Source organism: Streptomyces sp. NPDC054813, from assembly GCF_053611365.1.
The window spans coordinates 22,663-41,976 of the sequence record NZ_JBSHAF010000037.1 but is presented as its reverse complement, the minus strand read 5'-3'; the positions used below and the strand labels follow the sequence as shown (position 1 = coordinate 41,976).

17 protein-coding genes are annotated in these 19,314 nt (G+C 69.8%); 13 read left to right on the top strand and 4 right to left on the bottom strand.

Annotation, left to right across the window (positions count from 1 at the left end):
* Positions 1–6 precede the first annotated feature (6 nt).
* From ACWGJB_RS45150 to ACWGJB_RS45120, 7 genes are read left to right on the top strand one after another with little or no spacing between them, the layout of a single operon-like run.
* Complete coding sequence (locus tag ACWGJB_RS45150) at positions 7–444, top strand: RbsD/FucU family protein (RefSeq protein ID WP_453385856.1); 438 nt, start codon at positions 7–9, stop codon at positions 442–444.
* Complete coding sequence (locus ACWGJB_RS45145; RefSeq protein WP_453385855.1) at positions 441–1,484, top strand: zinc-dependent alcohol dehydrogenase; 1,044 nt, start codon at positions 441–443, stop codon at positions 1,482–1,484. The genes ACWGJB_RS45150 and ACWGJB_RS45145 overlap by 4 nt, the downstream gene beginning before the upstream one ends.
* Positions 1,481–2,242, top strand: coding sequence for a 2-dehydro-3-deoxy-D-gluconate 5-dehydrogenase KduD (kduD, locus tag ACWGJB_RS45140; protein ID WP_453385854.1), 762 nt, complete (start codon positions 1,481–1,483; stop codon positions 2,240–2,242). The genes ACWGJB_RS45145 and kduD overlap by 4 nt, the downstream gene beginning before the upstream one ends.
* A complete protein-coding gene (locus tag ACWGJB_RS45135) occupies positions 2,239–2,868 on the top strand; it encodes a bifunctional 4-hydroxy-2-oxoglutarate aldolase/2-dehydro-3-deoxy-phosphogluconate aldolase (RefSeq protein ID WP_453385853.1) in 630 nt (209 codons plus the stop codon). The genes kduD and ACWGJB_RS45135 overlap by 4 nt, the downstream gene beginning before the upstream one ends.
* Positions 2,865–3,902 (top strand): PfkB family carbohydrate kinase, encoded by a 1,038-nt coding sequence (locus tag ACWGJB_RS45130; protein ID WP_453385852.1) that lies wholly within the window; start codon positions 2,865–2,867, stop codon positions 3,900–3,902. Before ACWGJB_RS45135 ends, ACWGJB_RS45130 begins: the two co-directional genes overlap by 4 nt.
* Before the next feature lie 22 nt (positions 3,903–3,924).
* Complete coding sequence (locus ACWGJB_RS45125) at positions 3,925–4,971, top strand: aldo/keto reductase (protein WP_453385851.1); 1,047 nt, start codon at positions 3,925–3,927, stop codon at positions 4,969–4,971.
* Positions 4,972–4,973: 2 nt separating this feature from the next.
* Positions 4,974–5,681: a FadR/GntR family transcriptional regulator gene (locus ACWGJB_RS45120; protein ID WP_453385850.1), complete on the top strand. Its 708-nt coding sequence runs from the start codon at positions 4,974–4,976 to the stop codon at positions 5,679–5,681.
* A 108-nt stretch (positions 5,682–5,789) separates the two neighbouring features.
* Here ACWGJB_RS45120 and ACWGJB_RS45115 read toward each other — a convergent pair whose 3' ends face one another.
* Positions 5,790–8,021, bottom strand: coding sequence for an alpha-L-fucosidase (locus tag ACWGJB_RS45115; RefSeq protein WP_453385849.1), 2,232 nt, complete (start codon positions 8,019–8,021; stop codon positions 5,790–5,792).
* Between the two features lie 380 nt (positions 8,022–8,401).
* On the opposite strand from ACWGJB_RS45115, the gene ACWGJB_RS45110 reads away from it, so the two are divergent.
* Together ACWGJB_RS45110 and ACWGJB_RS45105 are read left to right on the top strand one after the other, a co-directional pair.
* Positions 8,402–9,103 carry a FadR/GntR family transcriptional regulator gene (locus ACWGJB_RS45110; protein WP_453385848.1) on the top strand — a complete coding sequence of 234 codons (702 nt, stop codon included), beginning with the start codon at positions 8,402–8,404 and terminating at the stop codon, positions 9,101–9,103.
* 88 nt (positions 9,104–9,191) lie between these two features.
* Positions 9,192–9,314 carry a hypothetical protein gene (locus tag ACWGJB_RS45105; protein ID WP_453385847.1) on the top strand — a complete coding sequence of 41 codons (123 nt, stop codon included), beginning with the start codon at positions 9,192–9,194 and terminating at the stop codon, positions 9,312–9,314.
* Positions 9,315–9,424: 110 nt separating this feature from the next.
* On the opposite strand, the gene ACWGJB_RS45100 is transcribed toward ACWGJB_RS45105, so the two are convergent.
* Entirely contained in the window at positions 9,425–10,189 is a 765-nt protein-coding gene (locus ACWGJB_RS45100) for a FadR/GntR family transcriptional regulator (RefSeq protein WP_453385846.1), read from the bottom strand.
* A gap of 281 nt (positions 10,190–10,470) precedes the next feature.
* On the opposite strand from ACWGJB_RS45100, the gene ACWGJB_RS45095 reads away from it, so the two are divergent.
* From ACWGJB_RS45095 to ACWGJB_RS45080, 4 genes are all read left to right on the top strand, one after another.
* A complete protein-coding gene (locus ACWGJB_RS45095) occupies positions 10,471–11,835 on the top strand; it encodes an ABC transporter substrate-binding protein (RefSeq protein WP_453385845.1) in 1,365 nt (454 codons plus the stop codon).
* Positions 11,832–12,746 (top strand): carbohydrate ABC transporter permease, encoded by a 915-nt coding sequence (locus ACWGJB_RS45090; RefSeq protein ID WP_453385844.1) that lies wholly within the window; start codon positions 11,832–11,834, stop codon positions 12,744–12,746. The genes ACWGJB_RS45095 and ACWGJB_RS45090 overlap by 4 nt, the downstream gene beginning before the upstream one ends.
* 106 nt (positions 12,747–12,852) lie before the next feature.
* Positions 12,853–13,707 carry a carbohydrate ABC transporter permease gene (locus ACWGJB_RS45085; protein ID WP_453385843.1) on the top strand — a complete coding sequence of 285 codons (855 nt, stop codon included), beginning with the start codon at positions 12,853–12,855 and terminating at the stop codon, positions 13,705–13,707.
* Between the two features lie 96 nt (positions 13,708–13,803).
* Entirely contained in the window at positions 13,804–15,810 is a 2,007-nt protein-coding gene (locus tag ACWGJB_RS45080) for a hypothetical protein (protein ID WP_453385842.1), read from the top strand.
* 108 nt (positions 15,811–15,918) lie between these two features.
* On the opposite strand, the gene ACWGJB_RS45075 is transcribed toward ACWGJB_RS45080, so the two are convergent.
* Positions 15,919–17,256: a ricin-type beta-trefoil lectin domain protein gene (locus tag ACWGJB_RS45075; RefSeq protein WP_453385841.1), complete on the bottom strand. Its 1,338-nt coding sequence runs from the start codon at positions 17,254–17,256 to the stop codon at positions 15,919–15,921.
* Positions 17,257–17,307: 51 nt separating this feature from the next.
* Complete coding sequence (locus tag ACWGJB_RS45070; RefSeq protein ID WP_453385840.1) at positions 17,308–19,290, bottom strand: alpha-L-fucosidase; 1,983 nt, start codon at positions 19,288–19,290, stop codon at positions 17,308–17,310.
* Positions 19,291–19,314: the final 24 nt, after the last annotated feature.

Here is a 19,314-nt window from a genome sequence, read left to right as displayed (position 1 = left end):
GACTGCGTGCTGCTGACCGAACTGCTGCACCCCGGCATCCTCGAAGCACTCGCCGGAGCCGGGCACGGCGCCCGAGTCCTGCTCGCCGACGGCCACTACCCCGCCAGCACCGCCGTCGGCGAACGGGCCAGAACCGTCCACCTCAACCTGGCACCCGGCACCCTCGACGTCACCACCGTCCTCGACGTGCTGCTGCGCGCCCTGCCCGTGGAGTCGGCGCAGGTGATGGTGCCGCCCGAGGGCGAGCCGGAGCCGGCGGCCATCGCCGAGTACCGCTCCCGACTGGCGCCGGTGCCCGTCGATACGCTCGACCGCTTCGCGTTCTACGACGCCGCCCGCTCCCCCGACCTGGCCCTCGCCGTCGTCACCGGCGACACCCGTACCTACGCCAACCTGCTGCTGACCATCGGCGTCCGCGCGGAAGGGACCCTGACCCCACGATGACTCTCGCCGTCCGATACACCTCGGCCCGCACCCTGGACACCGCGCCCGCCACCGGCTCCGAGCCCGGCCCCGGCGAGGTGGAACTCGCCCCCGCCTACGTCGGCATCTGCGGCACCGACCTGCACATCTTCCACGGCGACATGGACGCCCGGGTCGCCGCGCCCGCCGTGCTGGGACACGAGATGGCGGGCCGGATCGTCCGCGTCGGGCCCGGCGTCGAGGGCTGGCGGCCCGGCGACGCGGTGACCGTGATGCCGCTGCGCTGGGACGGCACCTGCCCCGCCTGCCGCGCCGGTCACCAGCACATCTGCCAGCACCTCGACTTCATCGGCATCGACTCCCCCGGCGCCATGCAGCAGCGCTGGACCGTGCCCGCCTCCACCCTCATCCGGCTGCCCGCCACCCTGCCCCTGGACCAGGCCGCACTCGTCGAGCCGACCGCGGTCGCGGTGCACGACGTGGGCCGGGCGGCGGTGAAGGACGGCGAGAAGGTCGTCGTGGTCGGCGGCGGACCCGTCGGCATCCTCATCGCCCTGGTCGCGCGTGCCGCCGGCGCCGAGGTGCGCGTGGTCGAACCCAACGCCCACCGCAGGCTGCTCGCCGAGGAGTTGGGCCTGAGCACCTGGGACCCGGCCGCCGCCGACGTCACCGGACTCATCCAGCGGTGGACGGGCGAGGCGGGAGCGGACGTCGCCTTCGAGGTCTCCGGTGCGGCGGGCGGCGTGGACACCGCCGTCGACGTCCTCGGCGTACGCGGCCGGTTGTGCCTGGTCGCCATCCACCCACGACCCCGGGAGATCAACCTGCACCGCTTCTTCTGGCGTGAACTCACCCTCGTCGGGGCCCGGTTGTACGACCGCGGCGACTTCGAGCGAGCCGTCGCCCTGGTCGCCGACGGCACGATCCCCGCCCAGCGTCTGATCACCAAGATCGTGCCGCTGACCGAGGCGCCGGCCGCCTTCGAGGCGCTGGAGAGCGGCGGAGACGTGATGAAGATCCTCGTGGACTGCACCGACGGCACCCGGGGAGCCGCCGTATGAGCCCCTTCGACCTCACCGGGAAGCTCGCCGTCGTCACCGGCGCCCGCCGCGGCATCGGCCAGGCGATGGCCCGCGCGCTCGCCCAGGCCGGCGCCGACGTGATCGGCGTCAGCGCCCACCTGGAGGAGTCCGGCAGCCAGGTGGAGAAGGACGTCCTGGCTGCCGGGCGCTCGTTCGAGGCGATCCGCACCGACTTCGCCGACCCCGCCGCCGTACGCGCCCTGGGCGACGACCTCGCCGGGCGCGAGCGCCCGGTGGACATCCTCATCAACAACGCGGGCACCATCCGCCGCACGCCTGCCGCCCAGCACAGCGACGCCGACTGGGAGTTGGTGCTGCAGGTCAACCTCACCGCGCAGTTCGCGCTCACCCGGGCCGTGGGCGCCACCATGGTGGCCCGTGGACACGGCAAGGTCGTCTTCACCGCCTCCCTGCTCAGCTACCAGGGCGGCATCACCGTCCCCGGCTACACCGCCGCCAAGCACGGCATCGCCGGACTGACCAAGGCGCTGGCCAACGAGTGGGCGCCGCACGGCGTCAACGTCAACGCCATCGCCCCCGGCTACATCGCCACCGACAACACCCAGGCCCTCCGGGACGACCCGGCCCGCAGCAAGGCCATCCTGGAGCGCATCCCCGCCGGACGCTGGGGTACCGCCGACGACCTCGCCGGCGCCACCGTCTTCCTCGCCTCCCCCGCCTCCGACTACATCCACGGCACCACCCTGCCCGTCGACGGCGGATGGCTGGGCCGATGACCGCCGACCTGGCCTCCGTACTGGCGGGGACGCGTCTCCTGCCCGTACTCACCGTGCCGTCCGTCGCGAGTGCCGGCCCGCTGGCCGACGCGCTCGCGGCGGGCGGCGCCCGCTGCGCGGAGGTCACCTTCCGCACGCCGGACGCCGAGCGGGTCGTGAAGGCGATGACGGCGCACGGCGCTCTGACCGTCGGCGTCGGCACCGTGCTCACGGCCGAGCAGGCGGAACGGGCCGTCGCGGCAGGGGCCCGCTTCCTCGTCTCGCCCGGCTTCGACGACGACGTCATCGACAAAGCACGTGAGTTGGGGGTTCCGATCGCGCCGGGCGTGGCGACGGCGACCGAGTTGATGCGCGCGTTGAAGGCGGGCCTCGACACGGTCAAGCTGTTCCCCGCCGAACCGCTCGGCGGCACCGGCATGCTCCGCGCGCTCGCGGCGCCCTTCCCGCAGGCGCGCTTCGTTCCGACCGGCGGCATCGGCCCTGACCAGCTGCCCACCTATCTCGCCCATCCGTCGGTCCTCGCCGTGGGCGGAAGCTGGATCGCCACCCCAGGCCACCTCGAACGCGGCGCGTACGACGAGATCCGCCGGCTGACCGCCGAGGCAGTGGACAGGACGGCACCGTGACCGACGTGATCGCCCTGGGCGAGGTCATGCTGCGCTTCGACCCCGGCGAGGGCAGGATCCGCACCGCCCGCACCTTCCAGGTCTGGGAGGGCGGCGGCGAGTACAACGTCGTACGCGGACTGCGCCGCTGCTTCGGCCTGCGCACCGCCGTCGTCACCGCCCTCGCCGACAACGCGGTCGGCCGGCTCGTGGAGGACCTGATCCTCCAGGGCGGCGTCGACACCTCGCACATCCGCTGGGTCGCGGCGGACGGCATGGGGCGCACGGCCCGCAACGGCCTGAACTTCGTGGAGCGCGGCTTCGGCATCCGCGGCGCGCTGGGCGTGAGCGACCGCGGGAACACGGCCGTCTCCCAGCTGCGCAAGGGGGACGTCGACTGGGACGCGGTGTTCTCGGCCGGAGTGCGCTGGTTCCACACCGGCGGCATCTTCGCCGGACTGTCCGACACCACCGCCGACGTCGCCGACGAGGCCATGGCGGCCGCCCTCCGCCACGGCGTCACCGTCTCCTACGACCCCAACTACCGGCCCAGCCTCTGGGACGGCCGGGGCGGGGCCGACCGGGCCCGCGAGACCGACTGGCGCCTGGCCCGGCACGCCGACGTCGTCGTGGGTGCGCTCGGACTCGCGGGCGCGCGCCCGGGCGCCGTGCGGCTGACCGACGACGAGGTAACCGACGCGCTCACCGCGGTCGCGTCCCAGCTGCCGCAGGCGACGGTGCTGGCGACGACCCTGCGCACGGTGCCCTCGGCCGGGGTCAACGACTGGACCTCGCTGGCCTGGTCACCCGAGACCGGGCTGGTCAGCGGCCCCCGCATGCCCGGTCTGCACGTCCTGGACCGCATCGGCTCCGGCGACGGCTTCGCCGCGGGCCTCGTCTACGGCCTGCTCACCGGTGCGGGCCTGGAACGCGCCCTCGCCTACGGCACCGCGCACGGTGCCCTCACCATGACCACGCCCGGTGACGTCTCCATGGCCACCCTCGACGAGGTCGAGGCGCTCCTCGAGGGCGCCACGGCACACGTCCGACGCTGAACGACCCTCCCAGGAGCACCCCTTGCGCCGCCGTACGATCCCCACCACCGCCGTCGAGGTCACCGAGCTCGGCTTCGGCGCCTCCGTCATCGGCAACCTCTACCGCACCACCACCGCCGAGGACGCGGCCGCCGCCCTCGACACGGCCTGGGACGCGGGCATCCGCTACTTCGACACCGCCCCGCACTACGGCCTGGGCCTGTCCGAACGCCGCCTGGGCGCCGTCCTGCGCACCCGCGCCCGTGACCAGTACGTCGTCTCCTCCAAAGCCGGCCGCCTCCTGGTCCCCAACGAGAACCCCCGCGGGGTCGACACCGAAGGCTTCGTCGTCCGCGACGACCTGCGCCGCCAGTGGGACTTCAGCCGCGACGGCATCCTGCGCTCCCTCGACGACACCCTCGCCCGCACCGGCCTGGACCGCCTCGACATCGTCTACCTCCACGACCCCGACGACCACTGGCGACAGGCAGCGGACGAAGCCATGCCCACCCTCGCCGAGCTGCGCGACCAAGGCGTCATCGGCGCGATCGGCGCAGGCATGAACCAGTCCGCCATGCTCGCCCGCTTCCTGAGCGAGACCGCCGCCGACGTGGTGATGCTGGCCGGCCGCTACACCCTGCTCGACCAGTCGGCGCTGGACGACGTCCTGCCCGCCGCTCGGGAACACGGCAAGGCCGTCGTCGCCGTCGGCGTCTTCAACTCCGGCCTGCTCTCGCGAGACCGGCCCACCGAGGGCATGAAGTACGACTACCGGGCCGCCCCGCCCGAACTCGTCGACCGTGCCCGTGCCATCGCCGACGTCTGCGAGACCCACGGCACCACCCTGCCCGCCGCCGCCATCGCCTTCCCCCTCACCCACCCCGGCGTCATCAACGTCACCCTCGGCATGCGCGACCCCGAACAGGTCCGGCGCAACGCGCGACTGCACCAGCAGCGGATCCCCCAGGACCTCTGGCACGACCTGCGCGACCGAGGACTCCTCCGCCCCGACACACCCTTCGCGGACGGCGCGCCCGTTCCGGCGCCCGGCACTCCGGCGGGCGTTCCGGCGCCCGGCGAGAGGAGCTGACCGTGTCCCTGACCGCCAAGGCGATCAGCCAGATCCGCGACCTCATCGCGTCCGGGGCGCTGCCTCCGGGCACGAAGCTGCCCCCGGAGCCCGAGCTGGCAGCCCAGCTCGGGCTCTCCCGCAACCTCGCGCGTGAGGCGGTCAAGGCGCTGGCCGTGGCGCGCGTGCTGGAGATCCGGCGCGGCGACGGCACGTATGTCACGAGCCTGCAGCCGAGCCTGCTCCTCGAGGGCGTCGGTGGCGCGGTGGAACTGCTCCAGGGCGATCCCGGTGCCGTGCTGGACCTCATGGAGGTGCGGCAGCTGCTCGAGCCCGCCGCCACCGCCCTGGCCGTCGCCCGGCTGTCGGACGACGGACTGGCCGAGGTGAAGCGGCATCTGGACGCCATGCGCGCGGCGCGCGACGACGTGGAGCGGCTCAACGCACACGATGTGGCGTTCCACCGCGCCATCGTGGACGTCACCGGCAACGAAACGCTGATCACCCTGCTGGAGGGCATCTCTGGCCGCACTCTGCGCGCCAGGATCTGGCGTGGTCTGGTGGACACCCGCGCGGCGGCCCGTACTCTCGCGGAGCACGAGGCGATCTATGCGGCCCTGGCCGCGCGTGACGCCGTTCTGAGCCACGCCGTGGCACTGGTGCACGTCAGCAATACCGAGCAGTGGCTGCGGGAGTACCTGGAGTCCACGGCGTTCCTGCCGGTGCCGTGATCCGGGGTGGGAGACGGGAGTGCCCGCAGCGCCGGCACAGCGAGCGAGGGGATGCCCGGGCGGTTCTCCGCCCGGGCATCCCCTCGGTTCACCGGTCTCTCGGCCCTGTCACTGGGCGGTGAAGGTCCACAGGAGGTTGGTGCTGCTGCCGTAGGTCCACTGCTTGGTGACGGAGCCGGAGGCCACGCTGCCACCGCCGTCCAGGACCAGTCCGGTGGCCCGGTTGGCGATGGTGCACATGCCTTCGCCGCGGTGGGTGACCGTCCACTGCTGGTTGTTGTTGCCGTTCCACGCCGCCTGCCGGGCCGCGGAGCCGTCGGACGTGGCACCCCAGCCGTCGGCGACCATGCCGTTGGTCCGGTTGACCAGCTTGTAGTAGCCGCCGCCGACCTCCACGAGCTGCCACTGGAGGTTGGGGCTGCCGTCCCACGTGTACTGCTTCAGGTTGGACCCCGAGGCGACGTTCCCGCCGCTGTCCAGGGCCAGACCGTCGGTGACGTTGGCGATGCGGAAGTAGGCGGACGGATCGAACTGCACCTTCAGGGAGGTGATCTGGTCGTTCTGGCCGGTGCCCCTGAGGTCGGGGTTGTCGGCGGTGAAGGTCCAGGAGGTGCCGGTGAAGTTGTCGCCGCTGTAGGCGACGATCTGGTTCCCGGGCGCCAGCCTCAGGGAGGAGATGCTCCGGGCGTCCAGCCCGGCCAGCGCCAGCTGGTCCGCCGTGTAGGTGCCCCGGTCGAGCACCGCGTGGTTCGCGGAGTAGTTGACGTCCTGGTAGACGACGGCACCGGCCGCCGGCCGCAGCGGGGGGATCGGGCCGGAGAAGCTGAGCTTGAGGACGTAGGCGCCCACGGTGAACGGCGCCGAGGAGGGCAGCGTCACCGTCAGCCCGGAGGAGTCCTGCGTCGGTGCGGCCAGGCTGATGTAGGTGCCGGCCGTCGAGTCGAGCAGCTTCACCGAGGTGAGCGAGGACAGGCTGATGCGGTCCGAGCTCAGGGTCTTGATCTTCAGTGAACTGCCGGGCCAGCCCAGGACGGTGGCGTACAGCACGGTGCCCGCCTTGTCGCGGGTGAAGCGGATGTCCTGCGCGGTGCCGACGAGCGGGGCGGTGAACGCGCCGCCGCCCATCCGGGTCGGGCCCTCGCCGTACTCCGTCCACGCCCGGGTCGCGTAGAGCGACTCTCCGAAGCGCTTGAGGTAGTCGCCGATGCCGAGCAGAACGTCCTTCTGCGCCTGAGGGATCGTGCCGTCGGCCATCGGCGCGATGTTCAGCAGCATGTTGCCGTTCTTGCTGACCCGGTCGATCAGGGAGTGCAGCATCTGCTGGGTGCTGTAGTAACCGATGCCCTGGGTATAGCACCAACTGGAGCTGGAGATGCTGTCGTCGGTGAGCCAGTACGGCGCGGTCAGGTCCGCCGGGCCGCCGCGCTCGTAGTCGAAGACCTCGCCGTGGCCGTTGAACCCGTCCTTGTAGGTGGCGACGACCTCTTTGCCCCAGGAGTTGGCCTGGTTGTAGTAGTACGACAGGAAGTTCAGGCGCTGCGTCTCGTCGACGGCGTCCAGCTTGAAGTCCTGCCAGAGGATGTCGGGCCGGGCGCGGTCGACGACCTCCTTGAGCTTGTCGTACCAGAGCTGGTTCTCCGCGGTGGCGCCCAGTTGCCCGTAGAGCTTCTTCAGGCTGGGGTCGGTCTGGGCGGGCACGTGGTCGTAGAAGCCGTTGAAGTGGTAGGCGTGGTGCATCGCCACCAGCAGCTTCAGGTTCTTGGCGCGGATCGCCGTGGTGAACAGGTTCAGCAGGTCGAGCTTGGGGCCCTTGGCGACCGAGTTCCACTCGTTGACCTGGGAGTCCCACATGGAGTATCCGTCGTGGTGCTCCGCGACCGGTCCCGCGAACTTCGCTCCGGCGTCGACGAACAGCTGGGCCCACTCGTCGGGGTCGAAGTTCCCTCCGGCGGACTTGAGTCTGGGCGCGAACTGGTTGAAGTTGCCCGCCTTGTCGTTCGCTCCGTTGATGAAGTTGTGGTACGGCCACACGGAGGGGTCGCCGTAGGTCGCGATGTGGTGCGTGTTGGCGTTGCTCCCGCCGATGTACATGTTGCGGGGGTACCACTCGCTGTCGTAGGCGGGGACGCTGAAGACGCCCCAGTGGAAGTAGATGCCGAACTTGGCGTCCTGGAACCACTCGGGGGCGGGCGGGTGCTGGTTCACCGAACTCCATGCGGGTGTGTAGGTGCTGGGGGCGGCCTGCGCGGTGCCGGCGCCGAACACTCCCCCCGCGACGGCTGCGGCGGCCACGCAGGTGGCACCGGCCAGGAACTGACGTCGGTTGATCGAACTTGGCATGGGCCATCCCTGTGACGGACGGAGGCAGACGGGAGAGGTGGGACCGGCGCGACGGCCACCATCCGTTGCGCCGGCCGTTACGGAAGAAGGTCCGCCATGTGTCCTCACCATGTCAACGGGCGTGCAGGGATGAAAACAGCCTCTCATCTGCAATTTTGTACCGATATACGTACTCCGCTGCCATTTATCCACCGGCAAACATAGAATGTTTCGGGGTCGGAAGCTGCTTCATCGACGGCCCGCCACGCCCCATGTGGCGGAGGCACACACCGACGGCGGACCCTCCACGGCCTCCCCGGTATCATCGGCGCCACACTTGACGCGCCGCCCCGGTCACTCGCGCACCGGACCGCACGGCGCGCTCACGGAAGGAGCTCACGTTGTCCCTGACAGACAGGGCCATCGGGCAGATCCGTGAGCTCATCCGCTCCGGCGCACTGCCGCCGGGCGCGAAACTGCCCCCGGAGCCGGAGCTCGCCGCGCAGCTGGGCCTCTCCCGCAACCTCGCCCGCGAGGCGGTCAAGGCACTGGCCGTCGCCCGGGTGCTCGAGGTACGGCGAGGCGACGGCACGTACGTGACCAGCCTCCAGCCCAGCCTGCTGCTGGAGGGACTCGGCGGCGCGGTGGAGCTCCTCCAGAGCGACACCGGCGCCCTGCTGGATCTCATGGAGGTCCGGCGGCTGCTCGAACCGCTCGCCACCGGGCTGGCCGCCGCAAGGATCACCGACGACCAACTGGCGGAGGTCAAGGGCCACTTGGACGCGATGCGGGAGGCGAGCGAGGACGTGGAGCGGCTCAACGTCCACGACGCGGCCTTCCACCGCTCGGTCGTGGCGGCCACTGGCAACGAGAGCCTGCTCACCCTGCTCGAAGGCATCTCGGGCCGTACCCTGCGTGCCCGGATCTGGCGGGGCCAGTTGGACGACCAGTCCGCCGGACGGACCCTCGCCGAACACGAGGCGATCTACAACGCCCTCCGCACCCGCGACGCCGCAGTGAGCCAGGCCGCGGCCCTGCTGCACGTCAGCAACACCGAGCACTGGCTGCGCGAGCACCTGCGATCAAACACCGCACAGGCGTAGCGAACGGGGCCGGTTCCCGGCCGCCCCGGTGAAGCGACACGAGTCGCCGGTATGGGCGCCGGACGGTCTGCGTGCTCTGGTTCCCGGCATGACAGAACGCCATGCGTGCGTCTGCGGCCCGCCCACGAAGACCTCGGCCGTGCTCACCGCCCTGCGCAGGCTGGAGGTTCACCGACAGCAGGTGTTCGCCGGGCGGTTCGTCCTGGCCTGACGCATCGCCGTTGACCCTGCCGGTCACACCGGGCCGGGTCGCCGGGCTGCCCGCGGTCGCCGGTGGGGACGGTCTTCCTGTGGTCCGGAAGAGGCGAAGGCCACGTCGGCTCAGCCGAACAGACGGCGCTGGATCTGCCGCCGGTAGTCCTCGAGTGTCCTGTCGAGATGCGCCGCCGTCGCCCGGGCCGCTTCGTCCGGGAGGCCGTCTCGGATGGCCCGGTAGATCGCCTCGTGCTCCTCGACGGCCGACTCGGTGCCCTCGCCCAGCTTGTCGTGGATGCCGATCGCACTCGACTGTCGCTGCAACCGTCGTGCATCTCGCACGGCGCTGACGAGGAAGGTGTTGTGCGAGGCGACGGCCACCCCCAGGTGGAAGTCCTCGTCCGCCTGGTTGAACAGGTCGACCTGGTCATCGACGTAGCCTTGCCGGCACTGCTGCGTGGCGACTTCGATCGTCCGCAGTTCGGCGGGCGTGGCTCGGGTGGCGGCCAGACTGCTGGCGGCCATCTCCTGGACTCTGCGGAACTCGAAGAGCATCAGCACGTGGTCGATGTCGACGGGGCGGAAGAAACCGCCCCAGCGGCCGGTGACAAGCATGCCCTCGTCGTCCGCGACGAACAGTCCGCGCCCCTTGTGCGCGCGGACCCGGCCCAGCGCCGAAAGGATCTTCACCGCCTCCCGTACGACCGCCCTGCTGGTGTTGAGCCGCTGAGCCAGATCGTTCTCCGTGGGCAGCCGATCACCTGCGACCAGCCGGGACTCGGCGATGAAATGGAGGATCCGCTCCGCGACCACTTCATAGCCGGGGCGGTAGTCACGCCGCTCCCCCGCCTGCGCGGGCCAGGCCGCACCGGCTGCGGGCGTGTCGTTCATCTTCTCGTGCCTCCTGATCGCCGCAGAATCCGCTCACATCTTACCCCCGAGCCAAATGAGTAGTACTTATTCGGGAGGTGATCAACCTCAAAGGGTAAGATGGCGAACCATATCAATTGCCGCATAAGGCAATTAATCGGCCCTCATTTCTCGCTATCGCACGTGAATCGTCAACGAATCGCCTGCAATCCCCCTTGACTCCACTCCGGATAAGGCGGCTAATTTCTTCCGCGACGGCAACGGCACAGCCGCCCGCATCCGCCAACCCTGTGGAGTCGCACATGAGCGTCAACAGGCCTGCGTCCGGCCGGAGAAGGATGCTCGGCAAGAGCCGCACACGGTTACTGGCCGGCTGCGCCGCCGCGGCGACTCTGACCGTGGCCGGCTGCGGCGGTGGAGGCGGCACCGGCACCACCGCCAAGGACGGCTTCCCCCAAGTCCCGCAGACAAAAGGCGCGTTGACCGTGTGGGTGGACGCGACCCGGCTCGACGCCGCGAAGCTGTACGAGAAACTGCATCCGGGCGTGAAGCTGAACATCGTCACCTACGACGGCGACGCCAACGGCTCGAACTACCTGCAGACCAAGGTCCAGCTCTTCAACCGCACCCGCAAGGGCTGGCCGGACGTCGTCTTCAGCTCCCAGAACAACGAGGTGACGTGGGCAGTCGACGCGGGCTTCGCCGCCCCGCTCGACAAGGGTCTCGTCCCCGCGTCTACCCTCAGCCGGTTCGCAACGGGAGCGAACGACGTCTGCACCGTCAACGGCAGCGTCTACTGTCTGCGCAACGACCTCTCCCAGGCGGTGCTCTGGTACAACGCGCCGCTGATGAAGAGGTTCGGCTACCAGGTCCCCACGACCTGGGAGCAGTTCCAGCAGCTCGGCGAGAAGGTGGCGAAGGAACACCCCGGCTACCTCGTGGGCGACGCCGGCGACTCCTTCACCCCCGAGATCTACCTGTGGGCGAGCAAGTGCGGCGCCAACCACATCACCGGCCCGAAGTCCGTCTCGGTGAACACCACGAGCGGCGCCTGCACCAGGATGGCCCGGCTCCTGGACGCGCTGGTCAAGAACAGGTCCATGTCCATCAGCGGCGTCTTCAGCACCGACTTCGGCAAGAACGAGGCCGACAAGGTCCTCCTCATGCCCGGCCCCGCATGGTACGGCGGAGCGGTGTTCCGGGACACCCTGAAGGTCCAGGCCAAGCAGATCGGCGCGGCCCCCATCCCCCAGTGGCAGGGCGAGACCTCACCCTCCACCGGCAACGTCGGCGGCGGCACCTGGCTGCTGTCCCAGCACTCGGCCCACGTCAAGGCTGCCACCGACTTCCTCACGTGGGTGACCACCGACAACGCATACCAGGGCAAGAGAGCACCCGGCTTCCCCGCCTACGCGCCGGTCACCGAGGCCTGGCTCAAGGGACAGGACGCCTCCGGCTACTTCGCCACCGACCTGAGCGCCCTCAAGAACGCTTCCTCACAGGTCTGGTCCGGATGGGGCTCGGGCCAGTTCAGCCAGGAAGCGATCTGGGCGGCCACCGTCAAGCCCGGCATCACCCAGGGCAGGAGCATCGAGGCGATGCTGCCCGCCTGGCACGACTCCATCGTCAAGTACGCCCAGTCCGACGGATACAAGGTCGCCCGGTGACTCTGACCTCCTCCCCGGCCGGCTCCGCCCACCGGCGCCCGCGCGCCGCCTCCCGGCAGAGCCGGGCCGGCCTGGCCTTCGTCGCCTGCTATGTGCTTCTGCTGATCGCCTTCGGCGTCCTGCCGACCGGATACGCGATCTACTTCGCCTTCACCGACGCCGGAGGCTCGGTCACCGGCTTCTCCAACTTCGTCACCACAGCACACGACTTCCGCTTCATGGACGCCGTCAGCCATGTCGCCGTCTACCTAGTGTTCTGGCTTCTCTCACTGGTGGTGTTCGTCGTCGGCCTGGCGCTCCTGCTGCACCGGCTGTCCTCCCGGCCGGTCAGCAGGGCACTGCGCTTCCTCTACTACATCCCCGGAGCGCTGGCCGGGGCGGCCGGCGTGCTGGTGTGGCTGTTCATGCTCGATCCGACGGTGAGCCCGGTCAGTTCACTCCTGGACCTCCTGGGGTTCCACACCTTCGGCGAGGTCATCGCTCCCGGCAACCTGCCCCTGCTGTTCACGATCATCGCGTTCTGGACCGGCGCGGGCGGCTGGATCGTCGTCATGTACGGCGCGCTCAACAACATTCCCCAGGACCTCGTGGAAGCCGCCCGGATCGACGGCGCCGGTGCCTGGCAGACCGCCTGGCACATACAGATTCCCCTGCTCCGCAAATGGATCGTCTACATGTTGATCCTGGCCTTCGCGGGCGGCGCACAGCTCTTCGTCGAACCGCAGTTGCTCTCCCTGGCCAGCGTCGGAGTCGCCGGGCGCGACTACTCGCTGAACCAGCTGACATACGACTTTGCCTTCCAGATGAACAACATCAACGGCGCCGCCGCGGTCTCGGTGGAGCTGCTCGTCGTCAGCGTGTCCGCCGCCGCGGTCTTCGTCGCACGGTCGGGGTTCTTCGATGCCGACTGACGCCACCGCCGCTCCGGCCACCGCCTCACGCAGTGGACGGGGATCAGGCGCCGCGAGCCCGGCTCCGACCCGGGCACCGCGGTCGTACGCCCGCCCCGCACGCCGCTTGACCTCCCGGCTGCTGACCGGCGCCGTGCTCGCCGCGTTCATGGTGTTCTTCGTGCTCCCAGTGCTGTGGCTCGCCCTGGCCGCGACCAAGACCGACCGGCAACTCGTCCACGGCAACCCGCTGTCCTTCGGCTCCTGGCACGCCCTGAGGGCCAACTGGGACGCGCTGACGGCGTTCCAGGACGACGCGGTCATGCAGTGGCTGGGCAACTCCGCGCTCTACGCGATCATCTCACTGATCATCACGCTCTGCGTCGCCGTCCCTGCGGGATACGCCCTGGCCATGACGGAGTTCCGCGGCCGGCACACCCTGCTGGTGCTGACCCTGGTCGTGATGCTCATGCCGAACGCCACACTGGTGGTGCCGCTGTTCCTGGAGATCAACGCGGTCCAGCTGATCGGCACGATGTGGTCGGTCATCCTGCCGTACTCGTTCTACCCGTTCGGCGTGTACCTGACGTACATCTACTTCACGACCGCCGTCCCGAGGGATCTGCTGGCGGCCGCCCGGATCGACGGATGCTCGGAATTCGGCGTCTTCCGGCACGTCGCGCTGCCGCTGGCGACCCCGGTCGTCGTGCTCGTGGGCTTCTTCAGCTTCGTCGCGAACTGGACCAACTACTTCCTGCCATACGTGATGCTCCCCGAGAGCAGCCAGATGCCTGTCCAGGTGGGGATCGGAACCCTGCTCAGCAACGTCCCGTCCTTCAACCCGGCCGTGGGCGCCCTCGCCGTCGAGCGCCCCCAGCTGGCCCTGGCGACCCTGCTGGCCATCACCCCGGTGCTGATCGTCTTCCTCTTCGCCCAGCGCTTCCTCGTCAGCGGAATGCTCGCGGGCGCCACCAAGGAATGACGCGCCAAGGGCTCCGAGCACCGGCTGCGCCCGCGCCGGCCATGCCGACGGCACCGCTGCGCCCGCCCCGCCGTGACCCGAACGGAGATCCTCCCCATGCCCTTCAGTTCCACCGACGCCTCCTCGGCCGAGGAGGCCGAGCCCTCCGGCCACCCGCTCCCGCCACCCGAGATCCGCGCGACGGTGCCGCTGCTCGAACCACCCGGCTGGGCGGTGGCCCAGCGGGCGCTGTTCGACCTGCTCGACCACGCCTGGCGGCGTTTCGCCCGCGACTTCACCGGCCCCGACGGACGGCTGAACTACACCGGCGAACTCACCACCCGCGACGGTGTGGACGACTTCTACGAGGTGTTCTTCAACTGGCCCCAGCTCTACCTCCTCGGCGGCGCGGACGATCTGCTGCCCGCCGGCGAGAAGCACTGGGAGGGCGTGACGCGGCAGCTCACCGAACTGAACATGCTGCGCGACGAGTTCGAGCGCGGCTACGACTGGTTCCACCAGGGCGAGAGCCTGCTCCTGCTCTACTTCCTGTGCATGGCCTCCCCCGCACGCTGGTCCCAACGGGCCCTGCGTTTCGCCGAGTTGTACGTCGACCCGGCCAAGGGCAACTACGACCCCGAACACCGCCTCATCACCCGACCGCACAACGGCAGTGACCCCGACCGCACGGGCCTGTTCGAGGGCGACGTCTATCCCTGGCTGGAGAAGGAGGCACAGACCTACGGCTTCCCGCTCGACTGGATCTCCGAGGCCGACGGCACACCCGGCCCGCTTTGGGCCGACCCACGTCTCGGGACCCCGATGCGCGACCGGATGGGCGTCGGCGACACCGCCGTCAACCTCGCAGCCACCGGACTGGCGCTCAACGCCTGGATCCTGTCCGGTGAGGACCGCTACCGCGACTGGATCATCGAGTACGTCGGCGCTTGGCAGGAGCGCGCGCAGGCACACGACGGCCTCATCCCCGACAACGTCGGACCCGACGGGGTCGTCGGCGGCCTGCTGGAAGGCCGCTGGTACGGCGGCCACTACGGCTGGTCCTGGCCGCACGGCTGGCACAGCGTGGGCCACGCGGCCTGTGTCGCGGCACTCGCGGCGGCGACGGTGACCGCAGACGACGACCACCTCCGCATGGTCACGACCGCACTCGACACCCTCATCAGCCACGGAAAGGTGATGCCCCACACCGAGGCGGACTCCAGCCTCGCCTCCAAATGGGTGGTCGAACTCGGTCCCGACATCCGCACACCGACGCTTCACGTGCCGTTCCGGCACAACGACTCGGGATGGTTCGACCACAACCCGGTCACCGCACCGGTACCCGTGGCGCTCTGGCACCACACCGCCTCCGCCGCCGACCGCACCCGGCTGGAACGGCTGCGCGACGGCGACGGCATCGACTGGCGCACCGTCCGGCCGTTCCGGTCCAAGGAGGAGTCGGGGCACGAGAAGGCCTGGTTCGCCTTCCTCGCGGGAGACGACCCCGGCTACCCCGAGCGGATCCTCGCCGCCGCCCAGGCCCAGGTCCGCCACCGGCTGCGCCGCATCGACCGCTACCACGACCTGGACGTGCCCGAGGCCGACATCCACGTCTGGCAGCAGTGCAACCCCGTGGTCACCGAAGCCCTCGTCCAGCTGACCTGGGGCGGACCCCAGGTCCTGTACAACGGCGGCCTGCAGCAGGCCAGGCTGCGCTACCACGACGCGGACGCCCGCCGCGCCGGCCTCCCGCCGGACGTGGCCGCCCTGGTCACCTCCATCGACCCCGAGGCGACCACCGTCGAACTGGTCAACCTGTCCGCAGACACGGACCGCACGGTCATCCTGCAAGCGGGCGCTTTCGCAGAGCACACCATCACCGCCGTCCGCCACACGACCTGCGAGGACGACAGCTGGATCGGCGACATGTACGACTACGGCCACACCGAGCCCACCGTCACCGAAACGGAGCAGACCTGCCACACCACCTTCCTGACGGTCCGCCTGCCCGCCTCCACCCGCATCCGGCTCACCCTGCGCCTGCGGCTGCGCACCCACGCTCCCACGTACCGCACGCCGTTCGACTCCCCCGCGCCCACGCCGTCGGACGCTACGGGGCCGTGAACCGGCTCGCCGTCGCACTCCACCGGCGCCCGTGGACGACGCAGACGGGCAGGCCCACGCTTGTCAGGACGGCCCAGGCCGGCTCGGTGCCGTGCCTGGCCGCGCCCGTCAGTTCTGCAGGCGCCAGTGCTGGTTGGCGCCGCCCGTGCAGGTCCACAGCTGGACTTTCGTCCCGTTGCCGGTTGCCTGACCGTTGGCGTCCAGGCACAGTCCCGACTGCCCTGCTGTGATCGTGCCGTCGGGATTGACGTTCCATTGCTGGTCCGCCTGCCCGCTGCAGTCCCAGATCGTCGCCGGGGTGCCGCTGCCGGCGGACTGGCCGACGCCCAGGCACTTGTTGCCGTAGACGACCAGTTGCTTTCCGCCGGAGTAGGTCCACCGCTGGTTGGAGCCGCCGTTGCAGTCCCACAGTTGTGCCTGCGCGCCGTTGGCGGTCGTGGAGTTGTTGATGTCGAGGCAGCGTCCCGACTGCTGGCCGATGATCTCCTGGTCGCCGGCGGGCGGCGGAGGCGGGGGCTGGTTCGAGCCGAACTGGGTGAAGAACTGCCACACCGCGGCAGACGTCCAGGTGCGCCAGCCGTCACCGGTGGAACCGTCTATGGGACCGGGGTCATGGCCCGCTCCGTCGAACGCCGCCCAGACGACGGGGTATCCGGACCTGCATCCGGAGTAGGTGGTGATGATGTGCGTCAGGCTTCCGTAGGCCGGTTCGGACGGGTTCTGCGGGGTGCAGCCGTTGGTCCGGACGAAGGTGTCGCGCAGGTCCCGTCCCGACTGGATGGGCAGCACGTTGTCCCTGAGGCCGTGCAGTCCCATGTAGGCGATGGGCTGGTTGCCGCCGTTGCAGCCGCTGAGGTTCGCGCCGGAGTAGACCGCGACGGCGCGGAAGACGGTCGCCCGGGAGCAGGCGAGGGCGTACGACATGGCACCGCCGTAGCTGAAGCCTGCGGAGAACAACTGGGTGGTGTCGACGCACAGGCCTGCTTCGATCTGGCCGACCATGGCGTCGACGAAGGCCACGTCCTCACCGCCGGAGTTGGCCCAGCCGTTGCCGATGCCCTGCGGGGCGACGAAGATCGTGCCGTTGTTCGCGCTGTCCGCGAGGCGCCGCAGGCCGTAGTAGGACCAGTTGTATCCGTCCGTTCCGCCCGAGTCGACGTCGCCCGCCGTGCCGCCGCGCCAGTGGAAGCCGAAGATCAGCCGGTAGGGGTGGTTGTTGTCGTAGCTGGCGGGGACCCTCAGGATGTAGCTGCGGGTCTGGCCGTCGCTCTGGATCGTGTGGGTACCGCTCGTCAGCGTGGGGACCTTGCCGCAGCCGGCAGTGGCAGCGGCGGCGGCTGTGGCCGACCTGGGGGCGCCGAGGCTGTTGCCGAACGAGGTTCCGGCAGCTGACAGGACGAGGAGTATCGCAGCCGTGATGGACAGTAAGAGTGGTGTGCGTTTCATGCGCGCTCCTTCTTCCGTGGTCGAGGGAGGGGCTTCGGTCGCGCGGGAGGTTCATACGCCGCTGATGGTCCATTCGTTGTTGGTGCTGGAGTTCGGTGTCCACATCACCGTGGTCGAGCCCACCGTGGTGCTGCCGCTGCCGTCGAGGGCGGTGCCGGTGCCGCGGTTGATGATCTGGTAGCGGTTGTCGCCGAGGCTGTTCAGCGACCACTGCTGGTTGTTGCCGCCGTTCCACGCCTCCTGGCGGGCGGGAGCGCCGTTGGCGGCGTTGCCCCAGCTGTCGGCGGCCATGCCGTTGGCGCGGTTCATGAGGCGGCAGTAGCCGTTGCCGAGGTCGACGAGCTGCCATTGCAGGTTGGCGCTTCCGTCGTAGTTCCACTGCTTGAGGTTGGCGCCGGAGGCGACGTTGCCCCCGCTGTCGAGCACCAGTCCGCTGGTCACGTTGGCAATCTTCACCCAGGTGGTGGAGCCGCCCGGTGCGCCGAGGACGGGGATGTCACCGGAGAAGGTGAGCTTGACCGTGTACGCCAGGGCGGTGAACGGCGGGTTCGTCGAGGGCATGGTCAGGTGCAGGCCGGAGGCGTCCTGGGTCGGTGCGGGCAGGTTGACGTAGGTGCCGGCGGCGTTGTTCAGCAGTTGGGCGCCGGTCATGCTGCTGAGGTTGATCTGGTTGGAGTTCAGCGTGGTGATGGTCGTGGTCGCGCCCTGCCAGCCCAGCGTGGTGGCGTAGAGGACCTTGTTGTCCTGACTGCGGGTGAAGCGGACGTCCTGCGGTTTGCCTGCCACCGGTCCGCTGAAGGAGCCTCCGCCCATCTTGGTGGGACCCTCGCCGTAACTGGACCAGGAGCGGGTGCCGTAGACCGCCTCTCCGAAGCGGCCGAGCCAGTCCCCCAGCCCGAGCAGGATCGACTGCTGTGCGGAGGGGATGGTGCCGTCGGCCGTCGGGGCGATGTTCAGGAGCATGGTGCCGCCCTTGCTGACCCGGTCGATCAGCGAGTGCAGCAGCGCCTGTGTCGTGTAGTAGCCGATCCCCACCGTGTAGCACCAGCTGGAGGAGGAGATGCTGTCGTCGGTCAGCCAGTAGGGGGTGAGCAGTCCTGCCGGGCCGCCGCGCTCGAAGTCGAAGACCTCGCCCTTGTTGTCGAGCCCGTCCTTGTAGGTCGCGACCACGTCCTTGTTCCAGGCGACCGCCTGGTTGTAGTAGTGCGCGAGGAACTGCAGCCGGTAGGAATCCTGCACCAGGTTCAGGTCGAAGTCCTGCCAGAGCAGGTCGGGCTGGTAACCGTCGATGACCTCGACGAGCTTGTCGTACCAGAGCTTGTTCTCCGCCGCTGAGCCCTGTTGTCCGTAGAGGATGCGCAGGGCCGGGTCGGACTGGGACGGCACGTGGTCGTAGTAGCCGTTGAAGTGGTAGGCGTGGTGGAGGGAGGCCATGAACTTCAGGCCCTGGGCGCGGATGGCCTGGGCGTGCAGTCCGACGAGGTCGAGTCCGGGCCCGTGCTGGACGGAGTTCCACGGGTTGGCGCGGCTGTTCCACATGGAGAAGCCGTCGTGGTGCTCGGCGACGGGGCCGGCGAATCGGGCGCCGGCGGACTTGAACAGCCTGGCCCACGCGTCGGGGTCCCAACTGCCGCCCTGCGATACCAGTTTGGGGGCGAACTGGACGACGTTGCCCGCCTTGTCGCGGGCGCCGTCGATGAATTTGTGGTACGGCCACACCGAGGGGTCGCCGTAGGTGGCGATGTGGTGCTGGTTCTCGTTCGAGCCGCCGATGTACATGTTGCGCGGATACCACTCGTTGCCGTACGCGGGGACGCTGAAGGCGCCCCAGTGGTAGTAGATGCCGAACTTGGCGTCCTTGAACCAGGCCGGGGACGGGGGGTGCTGGTCCACGGAGGTCCAGCTCGCGGTGTAGCTCGCGGGGCCGTCGTTCGCGGCGGCCCGGGGGGCGAACCGCAGCAGGCCGAAGGCCGTGGCCGCGCCGGTCGCCGCGAGCAGGCGGCGCCGGCTGAGCGGGCGGTGGGAAGATGTCATGTGGGGTTCCTTCAGGGTGCGTTG